We start from the raw sequence: 23,199 nt of genomic DNA on the forward strand, positions 1-23,199 counted from the left end.
GACGCCCGCGATGAACCGCATCCGCCTTTTCGATCATCTCGTCCTCATGCTCGGCGTCTTCGTCATGGTGGCGCCCGTCGTGGTCGCCTTCATGACCTCCACCCACGATGCCGCCGACATCCACCGTAACGGCCTGTCGCTCACCTGGGGCGGCAATTTCGCCGAGACCTACAATACCGTGCTGACCCGCAAGGGCGGCTTTACCGGCGAGATCACCGGCGCGCGCATGATCTGGAACTCGCTGATCCTCGGCGTGGGCTTCGCCGCCGGCAAGATCGTCCTTTCCATGCTCGCCGCCTATGCCATCGTCTATTTCCGCTTCAGGCTCGGCACGCTGTTCTTCTGGATGATCTTCACGACGCTGCTGCTGCCGCTCGAAGTGCGCATCGTCCCCTCCTACGAGGTGATGAACAAGCTCTCGCTCACCAACACCTATACCGGCCTCATCGTGCCGCTGCTGGCGTCCGCCACCGGCACCTTCTTCTTCCGCCAATTCTTCAAATCCGTGCCGGAGGAGCTGCTGGAGGCCGCGCGCATCGACGGGGCGGGGCCGTTCAAGTTCTTCATCGACGTGCTGGTGCCGCTCTCGCGCACCATGATCGCCGCCATCTTCATCATCATGTTCGTCTATGGCTGGAACCAGTATCTCTGGCCGACGCTGATGACCACGGACGAGCGCTTCTTCACGCTGGTGCGCGGCATCAAGCAGATCCTGCTCGTCTGGGTCGGCTCCAACATTCCCGATTACAACGAAGCCTTTGCGCTGGCGATCCTCGCCATGCTGCCGCCGGTCATGATCGTGCTGATCTTCCAGCGGTGGTTCATCAAGGGTCTTACCGAAAGCGACAAGTAAGGAGTTCCGTCCCATGGCATCCATCGGCATCAAGGACGTATCCAAGATCTACAATGGCGGCGTGACCGCGGTCAGTTCCGTCAGCATAGACATCGCCGACGGCGAGTTCATCGTGCTTGTCGGCCCGTCGGGCTGCGGAAAGTCGACGCTCCTGCGCATGGTCGCGGGACTGGAGACGATCAGCGAGGGTGAAGTCACCATCGGCGGCCGTGTGGTCAACGATGTCGATCCGGCCGACCGCGACATCGCCATGGTCTTCCAGAACTACGCGCTCTATCCGCATATGACGGTTTACGAGAACCTCGCCTACGGCCTGAAGAACCGCCGCACGCCGAAGAGCGAGATCGACGCCCGCGTGGCGGAGGCCGCCCGCATGCTGGAGCTCCAGCCCTATCTGGAGCGCAAGCCCCGCGCCCTCTCGGGCGGCCAGCGCCAGCGTGTTGCCATGGGCCGCGCCATCGTGCGCAAGCCCTCCGCCTTCCTTTTCGACGAGCCGTTGTCGAACCTAGACGCCAAGCTGCGCGTCTCCATGCGCGGCGAGATCAAGCGTCTGCAGCGCCGCGTCGGCACCACCTCGATCTATGTCACGCATGACCAGCTCGAAGCCATGACGCTCGCCGACCGCCTCGTCGTGCTCTCGGGCGGCCGGATCGAGCAGATCGGCGCGCCACTGGATGTCTATCACCGCCCGGCCACCACCTTTGTCGCCAGCTTCATCGGCTCGCCGGCCATGAACCTCGTCGGCGGCGAACTGCACGGCAGCAAGCTGGCGCTCGGCCCCGCTCTCCTCGATCTGGGCGCGGCCGTGCCGGCGCAGGGCGCGCTCACCGTCGGCCTGCGCGCCGAGGACCTGCGCCTCCATGCGGGATCGGACGGCGCCATGCCCTTCCGCATCGACTATGTCGAGGAACTGGGCTCCCAGCGCCTCGTGCACGGCTTCGTCGGCGACCAGTCGATGGTCGCGGCCATCTCGTCGGAAATCCCGCTGCCCGAAACCGCCTCGCTCTCCATCGCGCCCTCCCGCCTGCATTTCTTCGACACGGCGAGCGGCCGGCGCATCGACTGGACGATCGCGGAACAGGGGCAGGCCGCCGGCGTTTCCGGTCTGGAGGTCGCCGCATCATGATCCGCACCACCACCGACAGGCTCGTAGCCCCGAGCGCGGAAGACCGCGCCGGCATCGCCACCCTTGAAAGAACCATCGCCGCCCATGACGCCCGCATGGCGGAACTGCCCTCCATGAACGCGGTGGAAGCGGGTGGCCACGCCGAGCGCGCCGAGCCGCTGCCGTTTCCCTTCACCGTCGCCGCCTGGAACCTGGAGCGCTGCCTCTTCCCGCTGCAAAGCGCCGAGCACCTGGGCGCGACCGGTGCCGAAATCGTGCTGCTCTCCGAAATGGACGACGGCATGGCCCGCACGCGGCAGGCCCATACCACGGCAGATGTCGCCGAGGAGCTGGGCATGGCCTATCTCTACGGCGTCGAATTCATCGAACTCGGCCTCGGCTCCGACACCGAGCGCGAATTCTGCAAGGACGATTTCAATCGTCGCGGCCTACATGGCAATGCGCTGCTTTCCACCGTGCCGTTGCACGAGCCCTTCCTTCTGCGGCTAGAGGGCGAACGCCTGTGGTTTACCGGTGAGGTCGACCAGCCGCGCCTTGGCGAGCGCATCGCCGTTGGCGGCACGATCAACACGGAGGCCGGCCCGCTGGTGCTCGTCTCCACGCATCTCGAAAGCGCCACCACCGCCGCCTACCGCGAGCGCCAGGTGGTCGGCATCATCGATGCGCTCGACACCGCTTTCCCCGGCCGCCCCGTTCTCATCGGCGGCGATCTCAACACCGGCAACCACACGGGCGGCGATTTCGAGGCGGAGGGCCTTTTCGCCCGCGCGGCCGAGCGCGGCTTCACCCGCCACGGTGGCCCGCTCGACGTCATGACCACGCGCCCCAGCCTCATTACCCGCTGGCCCGACCGGGCGATGAAGCTCGACTGGTTCCTCTCGCGCGGCCTTGCCGTCTCCGGGGTAGAGATCGTCTCCTCGCTCTCGCCCACCGGCAAGCCGCTCTCGGACCACGACATGATCACCTGCCGCATCGATGGCCTTGCCTGAGCCCGTTGCCATAGCGCCTGCCGCATCCTAAATGTGTCGGGCAATTCTCAGGGGACCTTTCATGGCAAAGATCAAGAACGTCGCGGTCCAGATGGACCATGTGTCGACCATCAACATCGCCGGCGACTCCACCTTCGCCATGAGCATCGAGGCGCAGAGCCGCGGCTACAAGCTCTTCCACTACACGCCCGACCGGCTGAGCCTGCGCGACGGCAAGGTCTATGCCACCGTCGAGCCGATGGAACTGCGCGACGTGAAGGGCGACCACTATACGCTGGGCGACGCCGAGCGCATCGATCTGTCGACGATGGACGTGGTGCTGCTGCGCCAGGACCCGCCCTTCGACATGTCCTACATCACCTCCACGCATCTTCTGGAGCGCATCCACCCGAAGACCCTCGTCGTCAACGACCCGGCCTGGGTGCGCAATTCGCCGGAGAAGATCTTCGTCACCGAATTCGCCGACCTGATGCCGGCGACCCTCATCACGCGTGACCCGGTCGAAATCCGCCGCTTCCGCGACGAGATGGGCGACATGATCCTCAAGCCGCTCTACGGCAATGGCGGTGCCGGCGTCTTCCATTCCACCAAGGACGACCGCAACCTCTCCTCGCTGCTCGAAATGTTCGGCCAGATGTTCCGCGAGCCCTTCATCGCCCAGCAGTACCTGCCGGACGTGCGCAAGGGCGACAAGCGCATCATCCTCATCGACGGCGAGCCGGTCGGCGCGATCAACCGCGTGCCCGCCGAGCATGACGCCCGCTCCAACATGCATGTCGGCGGCCGCGCGGAAGCGACGGAACTGACGGCGCGCGAAAAGGAAATCTGCGCCCGCATCGGCCCGGCCCTGCGCGAGCGCGGCTTCATCTTCGTCGGCATCGACGTCATCGGCGACTACATGACCGAGATCAACGTCACCTCGCCCACCGGCATCCGCGAAGTGAAGAAATTCGGCGGTGCCGACATCGCTGCTCTCCTCTGGGATGCAATCGAAAAGAAGCGCTGAGCCGCCACGGCAGGGCGCACCGGGACCGTTCGTTCGCGAACGGTCCCGGCTTCGTTCCGCAAATGCAACCGCCCACAACCGATGGGCGGAAAATTCCCGCTTCGGTTCTATAATTGTTCTTGTTTCATTCCGTCTTTCATGCCAGATTTGCGGCTGCAACCCAGAGGCGGTTGCGGGAGCGGTTTTCGGCAAAAAGGTGTTGCGGCGTCCCTTGCGCATGAGCGGCGCGCGGCGCTGCACGGCAGGCGGGGGCAGGCATGGTGGCGCGGGTCGGTACGATTGCGTTTCAGGGCATCGAGGGCGTTCCGGTGGACGTCCAGGTCATGGTCGCGCCCGGCAAGGTGGGCATGCAGATCGTCGGCCTGCCGGACAAGGCCGTCGCCGAAAGCCGCGAGCGGGTCCATGCCGCGCTGCACGCGTCCGGTCTTTCCCTGCCGCCGAAGCGTGTCACCGTCAATCTCGCCCCGGCCGATCTTCCCAAGGAAGGTAGCCATTACGACCTTGCCATCGCGCTAGGCCTCATGATGGCGCTCGGCGCCGTGCCCGGCGATGCGCTGGAGGATTACATCGTCATCGGCGAACTGAATCTCGACGGCACGATCGCCTCCGTCACCGGCGCGCTTCCCGCCGCGATGGGCGCCAATGCGCTCGGCAAGGGCCTCATCTGCCCGGCGGAGAACGGTGCGGAAGCCGCCTGGGCCGGCGGCGGGCTCGACATTCTCGCGCCGCGCAGCCTCATCGCGCTCACCAATCATTTCAAGGGCACGCAGGTTCTCGCGCGGCCGGCACCGGCGATCCGCGCCGCCGCCGCGGGCCTGCCGGACCTTGCCGATATCCGCGGCCAGGAAAGCGCCAAGCGCGCGCTGGAAGTGGCCGCCGCCGGCAACCACAATCTCCTGATGGTCGGCCCGCCCGGCTCGGGCAAGTCGATGCTCGCCGCGCGCCTTGCCGCCATCCTGCCGCCGCTCTCGCCGGCGGAGCTGCTCGAAGTCTCGATGATCCATTCCATCGCCGGCCAGCTTTCCGGCGGCCGGCTGTCGGATCGCCGGCCCTTTCGCACGCCGCATCATTCGGCCACCATGGCCGCCCTCGTCGGCGGCGGGCCGCGGGCAAGGCCCGGCGAGGTCTCGCTCGCCCATAACGGCGTCCTCTTTCTCGACGAGCTGCCGGAATTCTCCCCGCAGGCGCTCGACGCCCTGCGCCAGCCGCTCGAAACGGGCGAATGCATCATCGCCCGCGCCAATCACCGCGTCAGCTATCCGGCGGCCGTGCAGCTCGTCGCGGCGATGAATCCCTGCCGCTGCGGCATGGCGGGCGAGCCGGGCCGCACCTGCGCCCGCGGCCCGCGCTGCGTGAGCGACTACCAGGCCCGCGTCTCCGGCCCGCTGCTCGACCGTATCGACATCCGCATCGACGTGCCGGCGGTCTCGGCGACGGACCTCATCCGCCCCATGGCCGCCGAGACCAGCGAAACCGTCGCCGCACGGGTCGCAAGGGCTCGCGCCCTGCAGATCGATCGCTTCGCCCGCCTCGGCATGGCCGGGGTGACGAGCAATGCCCGCGCCTCTACGGCGCTCGTCGAGAAGATGGCTGAGCCCGATCCCGGCGGCCTCCAGCTCTTGCGGGACGCCGCGGAGAAGATGCGGTTCTCCGCGCGCGGCTACCACCGCGTCCTCAAGGTCGCGCGCACGCTGGCCGATCTCGACGAGGCCTCTATTGTCGGCCGCATCCATCTGGCGGAAGCGATTTCCTACCGCATGGCCGGCGAACGGTTGACGGCGCCGGCGTGAATGCCGGCCAGCGGCAGACGCCGGAGATTTGTGCGCGCCGGTGCCATACGGTGGGGTGGCGGGCACGGGGCCGATATCGGCCGGCACCGTGTCTGAAGTGATTAGCGTGCCGGTGCCGGTTCTGTCTCAGGCCGGCCCCTTGAAGACGGCCTCGAGGTGGTGCCCGTCGGGGTCGATGACGAAGGCGGCATAATAGGTCGGGCCGTAATGGCGGCGGAGCCCGGGCGGGCCATTGTCGGTTCCGCCGGCTGCAAGCGCGGCCTTGTGGAAGGCTTTGACGGCCTGCCGGTCCGGCGCGTCGAAGGCAACGTGAAAACCGGGGCCCGGCGCGGCGGCGGCGTCGTACTGCTTGAGAGCGAGCTTGTCGCCGCCGCCGGGCAGGCCGTAGCCGATGGCCTGATCCGGTTCGCCGGGCCGGATGTCCGACCAGACGCGCTCATAGCCGAGCGGCGCCAGCGCCGCGTCGTAGAAGGTTGCCGCGCGTTCGACGTCGCGCACGCCGAGGGAGAGATGGTGGAGCATGGGCCGTGCCGGTTCGGTTGGCGAGGCCCGTCGCGCAGGATTACCGCACGACGGGCTGTCCGGTTCAGCCGCCGAGGCCTTCGAAGAGCGCAGTCGAAAGGTAGCGCTCGGCGAAGGAGGGGATAATGACGACGATGGTCTTGCCGGCATTTTCCGGCCGGCTGCCCACCTTGGCGGCCGCCGCCAGCGCTGCGCCGGAGGAGATGCCGACCGGCACGCCCTCGAGCCGCGCGACGAGGCGGGCGTTCTCGAAGGCCTCGTCATTGGTGACGGTCACCACCTCGTCGTAGATCGCCGTGTCGAGCACCGCCGGGGCGAAGCCCGCGCCGATGCCCTGGATCTTGTGGGGGCCGGGATTGCCGCCGGAGAGCACCGGGCTGTCGGTCGGCTCCACGGCGATGACCTTGAAGCCCGGCTTCCTCGCTTTCAGCACCTGCCCGGCGCCGGTGATCGTGCCGCCGGTACCGATGCCGGAAACGAGAATGTCGACCGCGCCGTCGGTGTCGTTCCAGATCTCCTCCGCCGTCGTCCTGCGGTGGATTTCCGGATTGGCCGGGTTCTCGAACTGCTGGGGGATGACGGCGCCCGGAATGGTGCTCGCCAGCTCCTCCGCCATGGCGATGGCGCCCTTCATGCCCTTCGGGCCTTCCGTCAGCACCAGTTCGGCGCCGAGCAGGGCCAGCATCTTACGCCGCTCGACCGACATGGTCTCCGGCATGGTGAGGATCAGGCGGTACCCCTTGGCGGCGGCGGCGAAGGCGAGCGCGATGCCGGTATTGCCCGATGTCGGCTCCACCAGCGTCGACGTGCCGGGCGTGATCTTGCCCGCCGCTTCCAGCGCCTCGATCATCGCCACGCCGATGCGGTCCTTGACGGAGGCGATGGGGTTGAAGAACTCGAGCTTGGCGAGAAGGGTGGCGACGACGCCCTTTTCCTTCGCGAACTTGTCGAGCCGCACGATCGGCGTATCGCCGATCGTCTCGGTGATGGAGGCATAGATACGGCCGCGGCCGGGCTTGCGGGGTTCGGTCATCGGGTGCTCCTCTGTTCTCTTTGCGGGAGAATGTAGGAGGGAACGCGGCCTTAGACGAGTCCGGATTTCGCCGCAGGCGGGCGAAAGCGGAATATTCCTTCGCCGTTTGCGTGCGGCCTCAGAATTCCGCCATCGGCGAAAGGGCGAAGGGTCCTCCCGGCCGCAGGGTCTTCGCCATGCGGAGCATCAGGACCATCTCGCCCGTATCGGCAAGGGCCTCGCCCTGCCATTCCAGCCTGTCGGGCGGGAAATGGACGACGACCTGCGCCGCAGCGGCCTGTACGCTGGCGAGGATATCGGCAAGGCGGGGAATGCGCGTGCCGGCGACATCCAGCAACTCGAAAGCCCCGTCCCCGGCCATCCGCCACGCGACGACGGCGTCCTCGCCGATCAGGTCGAGCCTGACGTCGGGCATCAGGGCGGCGTTGAAGAGGAACATCCCGGTCTGCCGCACCGGCGCGAAGCAATCCGAAACGGGCTGGCGGCCATCGAGCAGCCGGCGCAGCAGCGCGATATCCGCGGCGCTTCCAAGGTCCAGCCGCCGCACCGGGCCCGCCGTTCCGCCCATAGGCGCCGCACCGGCGAAGCGGTGCTGCGCCAGCGGCTCGAAACCGTAGCGGCCGTAGAGCGCGGGGGTATCGGTCAGGAGGGCGACGGCCGCAAATCCTTCCGCATCGCAATGGGCAAGCGCCGCCTCCATGACATCGCGGTAGAGGCCCATGCCGCGATGGCCCGGCCGCACCGCGCCGGATTGCAGGCCGGCCGCGCGCAGGGAAACGCCATCGATGACGAGCGGCAGCGAGAAGGCGCTGATATTGGCGATGCAGGCGCCATCCGCATCGAACCACGAGAAGGGAATGCCGGTCGGGTCCGATCCGCCGAGCCGGTCCATGATCGTCACGTCGATCCCGAAGACGTCCTGCAGCAGGCCTGCTAAGGCGCGCGATGCCGCGGGATCGCCGAAATAGCCGGAGCGGAAGGAAAGGTCCTTGCGGACGGGCATCGCCTCAGCGAACGCCGGTCGAGCCGAAGCCGCCCGCGCCGCGCGTGGTTTCGCTCGCTTCCGTCGCCTCGCGCACCGCGACCTGCGTCACGGGGGCGATCACCATCTGCGCCATGCGCATGCCGCGCTCGATGACGAAGGTCTCCTCGCCGAGATTGACGAGCAGTACCTTCACCTCGCCGCGATAATCGCTGTCGATGGTGCCGGGCGTGTTGAGGCAGGTGATGCCGTTCTTGAAGGCAAGGCCGGAGCGCGGGCGGATCTGCGCTTCGAAGCCGTGCGGGATTTCGAAGACGAAGCCGGTCGGCACCAGCGCGCGCTTGCCGGGCTCCAGCGTGAGCGGTGCGTCGGTCGCGACGGCGGCGCGAAGGTCCATGCCGGCGGCGCCTGAGGTCTCGTAGGCGGGAAGCTCGATCCCTTCGCCATGCGGCAGGCGGACGAGGGAGAGCAGGGGCTGGGAGGGGGCGTGCGCGTTCATGCGCCCATAAGCCGGCGCGCGGCGCGCCTCGTCAATTGCGCTTTTTCGGCGGAGCCTGTAAAGACCCCGGCAACTCACAGGATATTGCAGAAAATGGCCGAAACCCTTGCCGAGGCGGTCTCCCGCCGCCGCACCTTCGCGATCATCGCGCACCCGGACGCCGGTAAAACCACCCTCACCGAAAAACTCCTCCTCTTCGGCGGCGCCATCCAGCTCGCCGGCGAGGTGAAGGCGAAGAAGGACCGCATCCAGACCCGCTCGGACTGGATGAAGATCGAGCGCGAGCGCGGCATCTCGGTCGTGACCTCGGTCATGACCTTCGAATATGACGGCAACGTCTTCAACATTCTCGACACGCCCGGCCACGAGGACTTCGCGGACGACACCTACCGCACGCTGACGGCGGTGGACGCGGCCGTCATGGTCATCGACGCCGCCAAGGGCATCGAGCCGCGCACGCTGAAGCTCTTCGAGGTCTGCCGCCTGCGCGACATCCCGATCATCACCTTCGTCAACAAGATGGACCGCGAGAGCCGCGATCCGTTCGAAATCCTCGATGAAGTCGAAGAAAAGCTGGCGCTCGACACCGCCCCGGTCACCTGGCCGGTCGGCCGCTCGAAGACCTTCTGCGGCTCCTATCACCTCGCCGACCGCACCTTCCGCGGCTCGGACACGCAGGTCCAGCCGACGCGGATGGACGATGCCGCCGAGGTTGCAAAGCACCTGCCGGAGAACGAGCGGAACGCCTTCATCGAGGAGATGGAGCTTGCCCGCGAGGCCTGCCGCCCGTTCGACCGCGAGGCCTTCCTCGAAGGGCACCTGACGCCGGTCTTCTTCGGCTCGGCGCTGCGCAATTTCGGTGTGCGTGATCTTATCAACGCGCTCGGCGCCTTCGCGCCGCCGCCGCGCGACCAGGTGGCGGATACGCGCAAGGTCCATGCCGCGGAAGACAGGATGACGGCTTTCGTCTTCAAGATCCAGGCCAATATGGACCCCAACCACCGCGACCGCATCGCCTTTGCCCGAGTCTGCTCCGGCATGCTGGAGCGCGGCATGAAGGTGCGCCTTGCCCGCACGGGCAAGACCATCGGCCTCTCGGCCCCGCAATTCTTCTTCGCCTCGCAGCGCCAGCTGGCCGACACGGCCTATGCCGGCGACGTGGTGGGCATCCCCAACCACGGAACGCTGCGCATCGGCGATACGCTGACGGAAGGCGAGGCGCTGGTCTTCGAGGGCGTGCCGAACTTCGCGCCGGAAATCCTGCGGCGCGTGCGGCTGGAAGACGCGATGAAGGCCAAGAAGCTGAAGGAAGCGCTCCAGCAGATGGCGGAAGAGGGCGTCGTGCAGCTCTTCTCGCCGGAAGACGGCTCGCCGGCCATCGTCGGCGTCGTCGGCGCGCTGCAGCTCGACGTGCTGAAGGAGCGGCTTTCGGCGGAATACGGCCTGCCGGTCTCCTTCGAGATGTCGCGCTTCTCCGTCTGCCGCTGGATCTCCTCCGACAGCGCGGCCGAGCTCGACAAGTTCGTCACCCAGCGCCGCGGCGATATCGCCCGCGACCTCGACGGCGACCCGGTGTTCCTGGCGCAGGACGCCTTCTCGCTGCGCTACGAGGCGGAGCGCTACCCGGCGATCAAGATGGTCGCCATCAAGGAGTATCACGTCACCAAGGCGTAACCGATGCCTGTCACTTTCAGGGTGACAGGTGTCTCGACATTTGCGAAAACCGCTTGAGACAGGGGCGTCTGCCGGAAGGCGGGCTGAGAAGCACCCTTTGAACCTGAACCGGATCATGCCGGCGGAGGGAGTCGAACGGGCCTCAATTCCGTTGCCCGAAGACCGCCTCCGCCCAAGGAGGCGAAATGGCCATCGCAAACATTCTCTCGATCGCGGGCTCCGACCCGTCAGGCGGGGCCGGCATCCAGGCCGACCTCAAGACCTTCGCCGCCCGCGGCACCTACGGCATGGCCGCGCTGACCGCGCTGACGGCGCAGAACACGCAGGGCGTCTCCGGCGTGCATCTCGTGCCGCCGGCCTTCGTCGCGGCGCAGATTGCAGATGTGTTCGGCGATGTGCGCGTCGATGCCGTGAAGATCGGCATGATCGCCTCGGCGGAGATCGCTGGGGCGGTGGCGGATGCGCTTTTCCCACATCGCGGCACGCCCGTCGTGCTCGATCCGGTCATGGTCGCCAAGGGCGGAGCGTCCTTGCTGGCCGAGGCGGCCGTGGAGGCGCTGACCCGCCGCCTGCTGCCGCTCGCGACGGTGCTGACGCCGAACCTGCCGGAGGCGGCAGCGCTGCTCGGAGAGCCCGAGGCCGCCGACCGGGCCGCCATGGAAGGGCAGGCGACGCGCCTGCTCGCGCTCGGCCCGAAGGCGGTTCTGCTGAAGGGCGGGCACTTGCCGGGCGGCGAGAGCCCGGACGTGCTGGCAACGCCGGGCGGGCTGCGCTGGTACGAGGGCGTGCGGGTGCTGACGCGCAACACCCACGGCACCGGCTGCTCGCTGTCGAGCGCCATCGCCGCCGAACTCGGCAAGGGCAGGCCGCTGCCTGACGCCGTGGCGGCGGCCAAGAGCTTCATCGCCGGCGCCGTGCGCAGTTCGGATGCGCTGGCGGTCGGCTCCGGCCATGGCCCGCTCCATCATTTCCATGCGCTCTGGGCCTGATCGTCAGCGATCCGTCAGCGCCAGCCGCAGCCCCATCACGCCAAGGGCGGCGGCGAAGCTGCGCTGCGTCCAGAGCATGAACCTTGGCCGGCTCAGCACCTGCTGGCGAAGGCTCGCGGCCAGCCCCGCATAGATGGCGAAGACGAGGAAGGTCAGGGCCATGAAGACGCCGCCGAGGACGAGCATCTGCGCTGTGGCGTCAGGTGCGTTCGCGGGAACGAACTGCGGCAGGAAGGCGAGGAAGAACAGCGAGAGCTTCGGATTGAAGATATTCGTGAAGATGCCCTTGCGCACGATGCGCATGGCCTTTTCCGCCGGCGCCTGCTCGGGCCCGAGATCGAGCGCGTTGCTGTCCTTCAGCAGGCTCCAGGCGATGAAGAGCAGGTAGGCGACGCCGATATAGCGCAGCACCTCGAAGGCAAGCGCGCTCGCATGCAGCACGGCGGCCAGGCCGACGACGCTGGCGAGGATATGCGGCACGATGCCGAGCGTGCAGCCGAAGGCGGCCAGCAGACCGGGGCGAAAACCGCCGCTGATGCCGAGCGCCAGCGTATAGATCACCCCCGTGCCCGGAAGCAGGATGACGACGAGTGAGGTGATCAGGAATTCGGTGGTCATGACGGGCTCCATGCGGCTTGGGAGCGGCAGGAAACACCGGAAGGCCGGCCGGGTCTTGAACGAAATTGCGGGATCAGGTGCGCGCGGCGAGCCAGGCGCCCGGCGTATAGCCGTAGCGCCGCGTGAAATTGCGCGTCATGTGGCTTTGATCGGCAAAGCCCGCTTCCATGGCGGCCTCGGCAAGCGGCGTGCCGCCCGCGATCAGCCGGCGGGCAAGCTCGGTGCGCCGCTGGAGCTGGTAGGCATGGGGCGTGAGGCCCGTGCTGCTGGCGAAGTCCCGCACCAGCCGGAAACGCCCGATCCCGCATTCGGCGGAAAGCGCTGCAAGGGTCACGGCCGAAGCCGGGTCGCTGTCGAGATGTTCGCGCGCTCGGCTCACGGCCGGCGAGGCAAGGCTTTCGCGGCGGGGCGCCTCTTCCCGCAGGAGCGCGGCAAGGAGCAGGAGAAGCCGCTCTTCCGAGGCAAGGCGCGCGGCGTCGCGGTCCATGAGCGCGGCAAGCGTTGCCGAAACGAGCCCGGCGATGCGCCCATCCTCCAGCACCGGCGCATGGAACTCCTCGCGCGGGTCGCCCTCGAAGATATCCCGTGCCGCGGCAGCGACGACGGCCGGCTGCAGGTAGAGCATGCGCCAGACGCGCGGCGCATCGCCGATCGGCGCCCCGTCATGCACCTCGCCGGGATTGACGGTGATCGTGTTTCCGGCCCCGGCCTCGACCATGCCGCGCCCGCTCGCCGATCTCTGCGCGCCCCGCTCGATGACGCCGACGCCATAAGCGTCGTGGGTGTGGCGGGCGAAGGTATGCCGGCTGTCGGCGAAGACGGCTTCGATGCCGTCCATGCCCGTCCTGAAGATCTGGAAGCGCCCGGCCGCCATGGCTCAATCCTTCGGCACGCCGGGAAGCGCCGCCGTCTCACCGAACCAGTTCATGGCGGAGCCGCACCAGATCTGCCGCTTCGGCGTCAGGCTGGCGCGCTGGTTGATGCTGCCCCAGCGAATGCCCCAGATCGCGGCGTCCTCTCCGGTGCCGGTCGTGAAGAGCGGCGAGCCGCATTGCGGACAGAAATATTGCAGCCGCAGGCGGCCGTTCTCGGCGGTCTTGGTATAGAGCCGGGGCGGGTTGCCGGTCAGCTGCACGGCGCTTTCCGGCACCATGGCGGTGACGCGATAGGGCGAGCCGGTCAGCCTCTGGCAATCCGTGCAATGGCAGATCGAGACCGCTTCTGGGTCGATCTCTGCCTCATAGGTCACGAAGCCGCAATGGCATTGCCCGTCGATCCGCATGACACGTCCTTCCGCCGCAGGATACGGCGGAAGGATAGGGGCTTGTGGCCGCGCGTCAATGCGCCGGCTTGATGAAGGTGCCGTTGCGAAGCTCGCGCATCGCCTGCTGCAGCTCTTCCTGCGTATTCATCACGATGGGGCCGTGCCAGGCGACCGGCTCCTGGATCGGCTTGCCGGAGACGAGCAGGAAGCGGATGCCCTTCTCGCCGGCCTGCACCGTCACCTCGTCGCCCGTGTCGAAGACGACCAGCGTGCGGTTGCCGGAGAGATCGCGGATGTTCAGCTCCTCGCCCTGGTATTCCTTCTCCACCTTCACGCCGAAGGGCTTCGAGGCGTCGCGGAACGTACCGGAGCCGGCGAAGATATAGGCGAAGGCCGAGCGGTAGGTATCGACCGGCAGGCGCTTCGTCTTGCCCGGCGGCACGGAGATGTCGAGATAGACGGGCTCGGCGGCGATGCCGTCGACCGGGCCGGTCTTGCCCCAGAAACTGCCGGCGATGATGCGCGCCGCCGTGCCGTCATCGTCGACGACGACAGGAATGTCGCCGGACTTGATGTCCTGGTAGCGCGGCGCGGTCATCTTCAGCGACGAGGGCAGGTTCGCCCAGAGCTGGAAACCATGCATCCTGCCGGCGAAATCGCCACGCGGCATTTCCTGATGCAGGATGCCGCTGCCGGCGGTCATCCACTGCACGTCTCCCGCGCCCATAACGCCGTGATTGCCGAGGCTGTCGCCATGCTCGACGGAGCCGGCCAGCACATAGGTGATGGTCTCGATGCCGCGATGGGGATGCCACGGGAAGCCGCGGATGTAATCCTCGGGTTCATCGTTGCGGAAATCGTCCATCATCAGGAAGGGATCCGTCATCGACGGATCGCCGAAACCGAAGACCCGGTGCAGCTTGACGCCGGCGCCTTCCATGGCGGGGCGGGCGACGCTTTCATGTTTTACGGGGCGTATGGACATTGCAAAGGTCCTTTCGACTGGGTTGCTTGGGACCCTTATACGCCTCGGCCATTGTTCACGAAATCGGGCCGGATCGAAACGCATTGTTCACAAAACCAGCTTTTCCGTAGGCCGCCGGTCTCGTAATGGCACGCATGGCACATGCCATTTACTTTCGTTAACGCATTATTACCCATTTCCATCGAGAATCCGGCCTATGCCATGGTAATGCGTCGCGGCCGTCAGCGGGTCGCGCCGGTCCTTTCAGAGCGGGAATAGCATCATGTGCCGTTGGGCAGCCTATCGCGGAGAGCCGCTTTTTCTCGAGGAACTGGTGTCCTCGCCCGCCCATTCGCTGATCGAGCAATCCCACTGCGCCACCCGCGCCAAGACGGCCACCAACGGCGACGGCTTCGGCATCGCCTGGTATGGCGACCGCCCGGAGCCCGGCCGCTATCGCGATATCCTGCCTGCCTGGTCGGACTGCAACCTCAGGAGCATCGCCCGGCAGGTCCGCTCGCCGCTTTTCCTCGCCCATGTGCGCGCCGCGACCGGCGGCGGCACGCGGCGCGACAACTGCCATCCCTTCGTGCACGGCATCTGGTCCTTCATGCATAATGGCCAGATCGCCGATTTCGAGCATTTGCGCCGCCCGCTCGAGACCATGCTGGACAACGACCTCTACAATGCCCGCACCGGCTCGACGGATTCGGAGCTGCTGTTCCTGCTGGCGCTGCAATTCGGCCTGGAGCGCGATCCGCTCGGCGCCATGGCCGAGGCCATCGCCTTCGTCGAGCGCCTTGCCGCGCATCTGGAGCGCAAGGTGCTGGTGCGCTTCACGGCGGCCTTTTCCGACGGCAGGCAGCTCTATGCCGTGCGTTACGCGACGGACTACGCGGCCCCCACGCTCTATGCCGCGCCGATGGGCGAGACGGGCGGCTACTGCCTCGTCTCCGAGCCGCTGAACGACGACACGGAAGCCTGGGTGGAAATCCCCGACGGCAGCGCCGTCGTGCTGGGGGAAAACGGGGTGGACGTGCGCATCTTCTCGCCCGCCGGCCGGCCGGCGAGCACGATGGATGCGGGGCTCGCCCTCGTCAGCTAAGCCGTTCGGCGATCCAGCCGGCGAGGCGCCCGGCGACCTCGTCTTTCGAGAGGTCGGGCCATTGCTCGATGCCGGCGGCAGTGATCAGCTTCACGCTGTTGCGCGTGCCACCCATGATGCCGGTCTCGGGCGAGACGTCGTTGGCGACGATGAGGTCCGCGCCCTTCTTCTGGAGCTTCACCCGGCCGTTGTTCTCGACATCCTGCGTCTCGGCGGCAAAGCCGACGACGACCTTGGGACGCTTTTCATGGTGGCCGACGGTCTTCAGGATATCCGGGTTCTCCGCCAGCATCAGCGGCGGCGGGCCTTCGCCGGGCTTTTTCTTAATCTTCTCGGTATTCTCCGTCGCCACCCGCCAGTCCGCGACGGCGGCGACCATGACGGCGATATCGGCGGGCAGCGCGCCGAGAACGGCTGCGAGCATCTCCTCCGCCCGATCGACCCTGATCACCTTCACGCCGCGCGGATCGGGCAGCGTCACCGGGCCGGAAACGAGCGTCACGTCGGCGCCGAGCTTCGCAAGAGCGGCGGCGATGGCGTGGCCCTGCCGGCCGGAGGAGCGGTTGGCGATGTAGCGCACCGGATCGATCGGCTCGTGGGTCGGGCCTGACGTGACGACGGCCCTGCGGCCGGCGAGCGGCTTCCTGCCGCCGTCGAGGAGGTCTTCCGCAGCCGCGACGATCTCCAGCGGCTCGGCCATGCGGCCGAGGCCCGCTTCGCCGCCCTCCGCCATCTCGCCGGCATTGGGGCCGATGAAGGCAAGGCCGTCGCGGCGCAGCGTCTCGACATTGCGGCGCGTGGCGGCATGCGACCACATCTTCGGGTTCATCGCGGGCGCGACGAGAACGGGGCGGTCGGTGGCGAGCAGCACGGTCGAAGCGAGGTCGTCGGCAAGGCCGTTCGCCATCTTGGCCATCAGGTCCGCCGTTGCGGGGGCGACGATAATGAGGTCGCAGTTGCGCGCAAGGCGGATATGGCCGACATCCTGCTCGTCCTCGCGGGAGAAGAGATCGGTATAGACATGGCCCGAGGAGAGCGCGCCGACGGCGAGCGGCGTCACGAATTCGCGCGCGCCCGCCGTCATGACCGGCCGCACCTCCGCGCCGCGTTCGCGCAGGCGCCGGATGAGGTCGAGGCTCTTGTAGGCGGCGATGCCGCCGGAGATGACGAGGAGGATGCGTTTTCCTGCAAGCGACATGGCGGATCCTCGTGAGGCGCATGGCAGGCCCGAAGGCCGTCAAATCCTCCTATCCCTTTGAAAGCGCTTTTCCAAGCCGTTTCGGCTCAGGCCCCCTCGTCGGGAATGTTCAGCACATGGCCGCAGGCCTTGCAGTGCACGGCGTCCGCATCGTGGCGGGAAAGGCCGCATTGCGGGCAGGGGAAGGTCACCTTGTAGGGCCTGACGATCGCCTGCGCGAGCCGCACGAAGAGCGAGATGCCGATGATCATGGTGACGATGGCGGTGAGCTTGCCGAGCGTGCCGGGCAGCACGATATCGCCGAAGCCCGTGGTGGTGACGGTCGCCACCGTGAAATAGAGCGCATCGACGAAGCCGGCGAAGCCCTCCGCGCCGTAGAAGAAATTGCTGTAGACGAAGCCGGCGACAAGGAAGAGGAAGACGAGGAAATTGGCGCAGGCCTGGATGATGTCCTCCTTGTCGCCATTGCCCGTGCGGTACAGCATCAGCGTCACCAGCTTGCTCTGGCTGATCGCCCAGATGCGCAGGACGCGCAGGAACGCGAAATTGTGGAGGTGGCTCGGAACGAGCAGCGTGCCGAGGATGACGATGTCCACCCAGGTCATCGGCCGCAGCAGCCAGTAGCGCAGGTTCGGCGCGATCAGCGCCCGTGCGCCAAGCTCGAAGGCGATGACCGCCGCGATGAGATAATCGACGATGACATAGGTCGAGCCGGCGCGCAGATAGGGGCCGGCGACGAAGAAGACGAGGATGGCGATGTCGAGCAGCAGCATCGCCACCTGGAAGCGGATCGCCTCCCGGTCGCGCCCGAAATAGAGCCCGCGCAACTGCCGGCGCAGCCTTTCGATGAAGGGTTGCGGTTCGGCATCGCTCAGGGGCTCGTCTGTCATGGAGGAGAGACTAGCGCCCGGCCGGCGCCGGTCAAGCGGAGCCGGGTCAGGTCAGCTTCCAGGCGATATAGACGAGCGTGGCGGCGATCACCCAGAGCGCGAGACGGCCGGAGCGGCTGTGCCGCGCCTCGGAGCGGCCGATGGCTTCCGCCGTCTCCGCGTCGAAGCGCAGGCCCTTTTCCGCCATGGCGGTGAGGTCCTGCGAGAACTTCTCCGCCTTGGCGGCGATCTCCGGTGCGGCCTCCGCCAGCCTGAGCGCGGCATGCGCACCGTCGCGCAGGTCCGCCAGCAGGCGCTTGGGGCCGAGATTGTCGCGGATCCAGTCGCCCACGACCCCCTCGGAGGCCTTCCACATGTTGAAGCGCGGGTTCAGCGTGCGCGATACGCCCTCCACCACCACCATGGTCTTCTGCAGCATGACCAGCTCGGTGCGGGTCTCCATGTCGAAGAGTTCCGTCACCTCGAAGAGCAGCGTCAGGAGCTTGGCCATCGAGATTGTCTCGGCCGGCTGGCCGTGGATCGGCTCGCCGATGGCGCGGATCGCCTGCGCGAAGCTCGCCGTGTCGTGGTGCGAAGGCACATAGCCGGCCTCGAAATGCACGTCGGCGACGCGCTGGTAGTCGCGCGTGATGAAGCCGTAGAGGATTTCGGCGAGGAAGCGGCGCTCCTTCTTGCCGAGCCGCCCGACGATGCCCATGTCGACCGCGACGATGACGCCTTGCGGATCGACGAAGAGGTTGCCCTGGTGCATGTCGGCATGGAAGAAGCCGTCGCGCAGCGTGTGGCGCAGGAAGGACTGGATCAGCGTGTCCGCCAGCTTGTCGAGGTCGTGGCCGGCGGCGCGCAGCCCCTCGACGTCGGACATCTTGATGCCGTCGATCCATTCCATGGTGACGACGTCGCGGCCGGTGCGCTCCCAGTCGACCGTCGGCACGCGGAAGCCGGGATCGTCCTTGGTGTTCTCGCCGAGTTCGGAAAGCGCGGCTGCCTCCAGCCGGAGGTCCATCTCGACCTTGGTCGTCTGCTCCAGCGTTCGCGTCACCTCGACGGGCTTCAGCCTTCGCGTGTTGGGCAGGATCTTCTCCTGCAGGTGCGAGGCCGCATACATGGCTTCGAGGTCATGGGCGAAGCGCTGGCGCACGCCGGGGCGGATGACCTTCACCGCGACCTGCCGTTCCCCGCTGCCATCGCGCACCGTCGCGGGATGGACCTGCGCGATGGAGGCGGCGGCGATGGGATCGCCGAAGCTCACATAAAGATCGCTGAGCGAGCGGCCGAGCGAGCCTTCCACCGTCGCGACAGCCGCTTCCTTCGGGAAGGTCGCCATGCGGTCCTGCAGGGCCGAAAGCTCGACGGCGATCTCCGCGCCGACGACGTCGGGACGGGTCGCCAGGAACTGGCCCATCTTCACATAGGAGGGGCCGAGGCGCTCGATAGCGCGGGCGAGGTTGTCGCCGCGCACGCCCTTGGCGGCCTTGCGCCGCTCGAAGAGGCCGGCAAAGGCATGGGCGGTGCGGGCAAGCGTCGGCATGCCCTCGGTCGGCAGCGCCGAGACCACGCCCTCGCGCACGAGGACCCAGCCCACGCGGGCAAGGCGGAAATAGGCGCCGACTACGCTCATGCGGAAAGGCCGTCCTTGGTGGGGAAGAGGGCCATGCTCACAGCTTCCAGCCCGAATGCAGCGCCGCGATGCCGCCGGTATAGTTGGTGTAGGTAACGCGCGAGAAGCCGGCCGTGCGGATCATCGCCGCGAAGTCCTCCTGGTTGGGGAACTTGCGGATCGATTCCACGAGATACTGATAGGGTTCGGCGTCGCCCGTGATCATCTTGCCGAATTGCGGGATCGCCTTGAATGACCAGGCGTCATAGACCTTGTCGAGCAGCGGCATCTCCACCTCGGAGAATTCCAGAACGAGCAGCCGCCCGCCGCGCTTCAGCACGCGATAGGCTTCCGAAAGCGCGACATCGATGCGCGGTACGTTGCGGATGCCGAAGGCGATCGTATAGGCGTCGAAGGTGCCGGAATCGAAGGGCAATTCCTCGGCATTGGCTTCGACGAATTCGAGATTGGCCGAAAGCCCCTTCTTCGCCGCCCGGTCGGCGCCGACGCCGAGCATGGAGCCGTTGATGTCGAGCACGGTCGAATGGGCAAGACGGTCGGATGCTTCCACGATGCGGAAGGCGATGTCGCCGGTGCCGCCGGCAACGTCGAGCGACCTGTAGGAGGCGTCCTTGCGCGGATTGAGGCTTGCGATCATCGCATCCTTCCAGGCCCGGTGCAGGCCGGCGGACATGACGTCGTTCATGATGTCGTAGCGCTTGGCGACCTTGTGGAACACGTCGTTGACGAGCGCCTGCTTCTCGCCTTCCCGCACCTCGCGGAAGCCGTAGGAGGTTTCCATGCCGCCGTCTGCGGATGTGCGCTGTTCGGTCATCGTCGTCTCCATGGGCCGGTCTGTCGCAGCCTTAATGCTGGCAAGACCATAGCGAATTGGCTTTGGCCGCGCTATCTGAACGCTTCGCCGGGTATATAGGACATTGATGGCCGGGAGGGAAATGCCGGACCGCGGCAAATGCGCTCAAGGTTAAATCGTCTTCAAGGAGAACGGGATGCCGGAACTGCCGGAAGTGGAAACGGTCAAACGCGGCCTCGCGCCCGTCATGGAAGGATCGCGCATCCGCCGCGCCGAGCTGCGCCGCCCGGACCTGCGCTTTCCCTTCCCGCCCGCCTTTTCCGAGGCGCTGGAGGGCCGTCGCATCGTCTCGCTCGGCCGCCGTGCCAAATATCTGCTGATCGATATCGAGGGCGGCGACGTGGTGATCGCCCATCTCGGCATGTCCGGCTCGTTCCGGGTGGAGGGCGCGCCGGAGGCCGAGACGCCCGGCGACTTCCACATGCCGCGGAGCAAGGACACGCGCCACGACCATGTCGTCTTCCATCTGGAGACGGCGGAGGGCGAGCGCCGCGTCGTCTATAACGACCCGCGCCGCTTCGGCTTCATGGATCTCGCCCGCCGCGAGGATCTGGCCGCCCACGCCTTCTTCCGCGATCTCGGCGAGGAGCCGACCGGCAACACGCTCGACGCCGACTATATCGCGGCAAAATTCCGCGGCCGCCAGGCGCCGCTGAAGGCGGCGCTGCTCGACCAGAAGAACATTGCCGGCCTCGGCAACATCTATGTCTGCGAGGCGCTGTGGCGCGCCCATCTTTCGCCCGAGCGGCTGGCCGGAACGCTGGTGACGGCGGCCGGCAAGCCGAAGAAGGAACTCGTGGCGCTGACCGAGGCGATCCGCCAGGTCATCGCCGACGCCATCGAGGCCGGCGGCTCGACCTTGCGAGACCATATCCGCGCCGACGGCTCGCTCGGCTATTTCCAGCACTCCTTTTCCGTCTATGACCGCGAGAAGGAGCCTTGCCGCACGCCGGGCTGCACGGGCACAATCGGCCGCATCGTGCAGAGCGGCCGGTCGACCTTCCACTGCGCCGTCTGCCAGAAGTAATAGAAGAGGAGACAAACATGGCCCATGAAACCCTGCTGGTCGAGACGCGTGGCCGCGTCGGCCTCATCACGCTCAACCGGCCGCAGGCGCTGAACGCGCTGAACCGCCAGCTTCTCGACGAGTTGAGGGCCGTGCTCGCCGGCTTCGAGGCCGATGCCGGCATCGGCGCGGTCGTCCTCACCGGCTCGGAAAAGGCCTTCGCCGCCGGGGCCGACATCAAGGAGATGCAGCCCTACGGCTTCGCCGAGGCGGTGGTGGAAGACCTTGCCGCCGGCTGGGACGAGGTGGCCGCCTTCCGCAAGCCGATGATCGCGGCCGTCAGCGGCTTTGCGCTCGGCGGCGGCTGCGAGGTCGCCATGATGTGCGATTTCATCATCGCGTCCGAGACGGCGAAGTTCGGCCAGCCGGAGATCACGCTCGGCGTCATTCCCGGCATGGGCGGCACCCAGCGCCTGACGCGGGCGATCGGCAAATCGAAGGCGATGGACCTCATCCTCACCGGCCGCATGATGGACGCGGCGGAGGCCGAGCGCTCCGGCCTCGTCGCCCGCGTGGTGGCGCCGGAGAAACTGCTGGAAGAGGCGCTGGCGGCGGCGGAGAAGATCGCCGGCTTCTCGCTCCCGTCCGCCATCATGGCCAAGGAGGCGGTGAACCGCGCCTACGAGACGGTGCTGTCGGAGGGCATGCGCGCCGAGCGCCGGCTGTTCCACGCGCTCTTCGCCACCGAGGACCAGAAGGAAGGCATGACGGCCTTCATCGAGAAGAGAAAGCCCGCCTTCCGCCATCGCTAGGCGGGCGCTGCCGCCGGGCGGCATGCGGGAATCGGAGCGCGAAGGCGTGGCCGGCCGATCCAAAGGGTCGCGACACGCCTTCGCGCGGCGTTTCTTGCAGAATCCGCGTTGACGCCATCGCGGTTTCCGGCTATACGCCGCCCACAGTTTGGAAAGCCGCACTCCAAGGTTTTCCGATATTGCTCCCGAATTGCTTTGATGACAGGTCGCAGTGACCCGGCACGGCGAGGGTGGAGTTTGTGTCAGATTTCTGAAGAGAGGCATACATGGCCAATACTACCTCGGCTAAGAAGGCGACCCGCAAGATCGCCGCGCGCACCGCAGTCAACAAGTCGCGCCGTTCGCGCGTCCGCAACTTCATCCGCAAGGTCGAAGAGGCGATCGCCGCGGGCGATCAGGCTGTAGCAGCCGCCGCCCTCAAGGCCGCCCAGCCGGAACTGATGCGTGCCGCCACCAAGGGCGTGCTTCATTCCAACACGGCTTCCCGCAAGGTTTCGCGCCTCGCCGGCCGCGTGAAGGCGATGACGGCCTGATCGGCCCCGCCACAGAGCTATGCAATATTAGTAAAAGCCCGGTGCCTGCACCGGGCTTTTTCTTTGCTTTTCTGGCCCGGCCATGGTTAACGTGCAAGGCTCGATCGTGTCAAAAGAGTGACGAGAAAAATCCTTTAAATTCAGTTATTTGCGGGAGGTTGTCCCCTGCCGTTCGCCCTTTCGTTGCGGGAGTTTGACAGCTTCTGGAGTCAAGCGAATTTTTATTTTTTTCGTTTTCGGAGCCGCCCGAAAGCCACCCGAAAACAAAGCCATTGATTCGTAATGGATTCTCCCCCGAAGGGGCGATTCCGAGTCAAAAACGGCATCCCGAGTCAACGCCCGCCCCTTAATTTTGCGTAAAATTCGTGATTGATCTTGGTGCCTGATCCTGCCTAAATGCTTTCCACAGGGGGCGCGGACATAGCCTTAGAATGATCGCCGACAAGACTGTCTCACGAGGCAGCGGTGGTTGTTTGTCCCCTGTAACGGAGCGGCTCCGCTTCGTAAAATCATCCAATCGGCAGAGCTTGCCCCAGGTGCCCCACGGCGCGCTGGCAAAGGTCTTTGCGACTATCGGTTTTGCCGGTTGAAGGCCGCGAAAGTGGCCGGATGATTGAGGGGCATGCCCGCCGGCGCTCTACGAGGGAGTGAGCGGCGCGGCCACAGACGGGACTGCGGATCCGGCATGACGCCGGATCGGATGGGACCGATTTGTGTTTGGCAAACAGGGATTGCGCCGGAAGCAGGGGGCCGGTGCAATCGGGGCACCAGATCCCGGACCGGGCGATGGCTCGGCACGGCCGGGGGACGGCAAACATGAAAGGCGCCGGCAGAAATGCCGACGTGGCGAATTGAGCATGAAAGGCGGCAAG

Annotated in this window: 23 protein-coding genes and 1 riboswitch; of the genes, 11 read left to right on the forward strand and 12 right to left on the reverse strand. The window is 66.7% G+C overall.

What is annotated here, in order from left to right; all coding sequences use genetic code 11:
• Positions 1-10: 10 nt before the first annotated feature.
• From ugpE to ShzoTeo12_RS17370, 5 genes are all read left to right on the forward strand, one after another.
• Positions 11-853, forward strand: a complete 843-nt coding sequence (ugpE, locus tag ShzoTeo12_RS17350) for a sn-glycerol-3-phosphate ABC transporter permease UgpE (RefSeq protein ID WP_119257380.1) — start codon at positions 11-13, stop codon at positions 851-853.
• Positions 854-866: 13 nt separating this feature from the next.
• A complete protein-coding gene (locus ShzoTeo12_RS17355; protein ID WP_318910665.1) occupies positions 867-1,979 on the forward strand; it encodes a sn-glycerol-3-phosphate import ATP-binding protein UgpC in 1,113 nt (370 codons plus the stop codon).
• Positions 1,976-2,968, forward strand: a complete 993-nt coding sequence (locus tag ShzoTeo12_RS17360) for an endonuclease/exonuclease/phosphatase family protein (protein ID WP_318910666.1) — start codon at positions 1,976-1,978, stop codon at positions 2,966-2,968. The genes ShzoTeo12_RS17355 and ShzoTeo12_RS17360 overlap by 4 nt, the downstream gene beginning before the upstream one ends.
• A gap of 61 nt (positions 2,969-3,029) precedes the next feature.
• The gene (gene gshB, locus ShzoTeo12_RS17365) at positions 3,030-3,974 is read left to right on the forward strand and encodes a glutathione synthase (protein WP_318910668.1); all 945 of its coding nucleotides are present in this window, start codon (positions 3,030-3,032) and stop codon (positions 3,972-3,974) included.
• Between the two features lie 257 nt (positions 3,975-4,231).
• A complete protein-coding gene (locus tag ShzoTeo12_RS17370; RefSeq protein WP_318910670.1) occupies positions 4,232-5,764 on the forward strand; it encodes a YifB family Mg chelatase-like AAA ATPase in 1,533 nt (510 codons plus the stop codon).
• Positions 5,765-5,890: 126 nt separating this feature from the next.
• On the opposite strand, the gene ShzoTeo12_RS17375 is transcribed toward ShzoTeo12_RS17370, so the two are convergent.
• The 4 genes from ShzoTeo12_RS17375 to dut all read right to left on the reverse strand — a co-directional run bounded on the left by ShzoTeo12_RS17375 (position 5,891) and on the right by dut (position 8,800).
• Positions 5,891-6,286, reverse strand: a complete 396-nt coding sequence (locus ShzoTeo12_RS17375) for a VOC family protein (protein ID WP_318910672.1) — start codon at positions 6,284-6,286, stop codon at positions 5,891-5,893.
• A gap of 64 nt (positions 6,287-6,350) precedes the next feature.
• Positions 6,351-7,319 (reverse strand): cysteine synthase A, encoded by a 969-nt coding sequence (cysK, locus tag ShzoTeo12_RS17380; protein ID WP_318910674.1) that lies wholly within the window; start codon positions 7,317-7,319, stop codon positions 6,351-6,353.
• Positions 7,320-7,437: 118 nt separating this feature from the next.
• A complete protein-coding gene (locus ShzoTeo12_RS17385) occupies positions 7,438-8,322 on the reverse strand; it encodes a GNAT family N-acetyltransferase (RefSeq protein ID WP_318910675.1) in 885 nt (294 codons plus the stop codon).
• Between the two features lie 4 nt (positions 8,323-8,326).
• Positions 8,327-8,800 carry a dUTP diphosphatase gene (dut, locus tag ShzoTeo12_RS17390; protein ID WP_318910676.1) on the reverse strand — a complete coding sequence of 158 codons (474 nt, stop codon included), beginning with the start codon at positions 8,798-8,800 and terminating at the stop codon, positions 8,327-8,329.
• 93 nt (positions 8,801-8,893) lie between these two features.
• Here dut and ShzoTeo12_RS17395 point away from each other — a divergent pair, with 93 nt between their 5' ends.
• Positions 8,894-10,474 carry a peptide chain release factor 3 gene (locus ShzoTeo12_RS17395; protein WP_318910677.1) on the forward strand — a complete coding sequence of 527 codons (1,581 nt, stop codon included), beginning with the start codon at positions 8,894-8,896 and terminating at the stop codon, positions 10,472-10,474.
• Positions 10,475-10,524: 50 nt separating this feature from the next.
• A riboswitch (TPP riboswitch) is annotated at positions 10,525-10,621 on the forward strand.
• A gap of 38 nt (positions 10,622-10,659) precedes the next feature.
• Complete coding sequence (gene thiD, locus ShzoTeo12_RS17400; protein ID WP_318910678.1) at positions 10,660-11,463, forward strand: bifunctional hydroxymethylpyrimidine kinase/phosphomethylpyrimidine kinase; 804 nt, start codon at positions 10,660-10,662, stop codon at positions 11,461-11,463.
• Between the two features lie 3 nt (positions 11,464-11,466).
• Here the strand turns inward: thiD and ShzoTeo12_RS17405 are convergent, their stop codons facing one another.
• The 4 genes from ShzoTeo12_RS17405 to ShzoTeo12_RS17420 all read right to left on the reverse strand — a co-directional run bounded on the left by ShzoTeo12_RS17405 (position 11,467) and on the right by ShzoTeo12_RS17420 (position 14,330).
• Complete coding sequence (locus tag ShzoTeo12_RS17405) at positions 11,467-12,081, reverse strand: LysE family translocator (RefSeq protein ID WP_318910679.1); 615 nt, start codon at positions 12,079-12,081, stop codon at positions 11,467-11,469.
• A gap of 73 nt (positions 12,082-12,154) precedes the next feature.
• Positions 12,155-12,955: an AraC family transcriptional regulator gene (locus tag ShzoTeo12_RS17410; RefSeq protein WP_318910681.1), complete on the reverse strand. Its 801-nt coding sequence runs from the start codon at positions 12,953-12,955 to the stop codon at positions 12,155-12,157.
• Between the two features lie 3 nt (positions 12,956-12,958).
• Positions 12,959-13,363, reverse strand: coding sequence for a GFA family protein (locus ShzoTeo12_RS17415; protein ID WP_318910682.1), 405 nt, complete (start codon positions 13,361-13,363; stop codon positions 12,959-12,961).
• A 55-nt stretch (positions 13,364-13,418) separates the two neighbouring features.
• A complete protein-coding gene (locus ShzoTeo12_RS17420) occupies positions 13,419-14,330 on the reverse strand; it encodes a pirin family protein (RefSeq protein ID WP_318910684.1) in 912 nt (303 codons plus the stop codon).
• A gap of 262 nt (positions 14,331-14,592) precedes the next feature.
• Between ShzoTeo12_RS17420 and ShzoTeo12_RS17425 the strand changes: the two genes are divergently transcribed.
• The gene (locus ShzoTeo12_RS17425) at positions 14,593-15,414 is read left to right on the forward strand and encodes a class II glutamine amidotransferase (protein WP_119257395.1); all 822 of its coding nucleotides are present in this window, start codon (positions 14,593-14,595) and stop codon (positions 15,412-15,414) included.
• On the opposite strand, the gene coaBC is transcribed toward ShzoTeo12_RS17425, so the two are convergent.
• The 4 genes from coaBC to ubiE all read right to left on the reverse strand — a co-directional run bounded on the left by coaBC (position 15,407) and on the right by ubiE (position 19,937).
• The gene (coaBC, locus tag ShzoTeo12_RS17430; RefSeq protein WP_318910685.1) at positions 15,407-16,612 is read right to left on the reverse strand and encodes a bifunctional phosphopantothenoylcysteine decarboxylase/phosphopantothenate--cysteine ligase CoaBC; all 1,206 of its coding nucleotides are present in this window, start codon (positions 16,610-16,612) and stop codon (positions 15,407-15,409) included. The genes ShzoTeo12_RS17425 and coaBC overlap by 8 nt on opposite strands.
• Before the next feature lie 86 nt (positions 16,613-16,698).
• Positions 16,699-17,502: an ion channel gene (locus tag ShzoTeo12_RS17435; RefSeq protein ID WP_318910686.1), complete on the reverse strand. Its 804-nt coding sequence runs from the start codon at positions 17,500-17,502 to the stop codon at positions 16,699-16,701.
• Positions 17,503-17,548: 46 nt separating this feature from the next.
• On the reverse strand, positions 17,549-19,123 hold the full coding sequence (gene ubiB / locus ShzoTeo12_RS17440) for a 2-polyprenylphenol 6-hydroxylase (RefSeq protein ID WP_318910687.1): 1,575 nt from the start codon (positions 19,121-19,123) through the stop codon (positions 17,549-17,551).
• 37 nt (positions 19,124-19,160) lie between these two features.
• Positions 19,161-19,937, reverse strand: a complete 777-nt coding sequence (gene ubiE / locus ShzoTeo12_RS17445) for a bifunctional demethylmenaquinone methyltransferase/2-methoxy-6-polyprenyl-1,4-benzoquinol methylase UbiE (RefSeq protein ID WP_318910689.1) — start codon at positions 19,935-19,937, stop codon at positions 19,161-19,163.
• A 175-nt stretch (positions 19,938-20,112) separates the two neighbouring features.
• Here ubiE and mutM point away from each other — a divergent pair, with 175 nt between their 5' ends.
• The 3 genes from mutM to rpsT all read left to right on the forward strand — a co-directional run bounded on the left by mutM (position 20,113) and on the right by rpsT (position 22,327).
• The gene (gene mutM / locus ShzoTeo12_RS17450; protein ID WP_318910690.1) at positions 20,113-21,003 is read left to right on the forward strand and encodes a bifunctional DNA-formamidopyrimidine glycosylase/DNA-(apurinic or apyrimidinic site) lyase; all 891 of its coding nucleotides are present in this window, start codon (positions 20,113-20,115) and stop codon (positions 21,001-21,003) included.
• 17 nt (positions 21,004-21,020) lie between these two features.
• Positions 21,021-21,794, forward strand: a complete 774-nt coding sequence (locus ShzoTeo12_RS17455) for an enoyl-CoA hydratase (protein ID WP_318910692.1) — start codon at positions 21,021-21,023, stop codon at positions 21,792-21,794.
• Positions 21,795-22,060: 266 nt separating this feature from the next.
• Positions 22,061-22,327: a 30S ribosomal protein S20 gene (gene rpsT / locus ShzoTeo12_RS17460; protein WP_119257402.1), complete on the forward strand. Its 267-nt coding sequence runs from the start codon at positions 22,061-22,063 to the stop codon at positions 22,325-22,327.
• Positions 22,328-23,199: the final 872 nt, after the last annotated feature.

Origin of the sequence: Shinella zoogloeoides (assembly GCF_033705735.1) — a bacterium.
GTDB lineage: Bacteria > Pseudomonadota > Alphaproteobacteria > Rhizobiales > Rhizobiaceae > Shinella > Shinella zoogloeoides_A.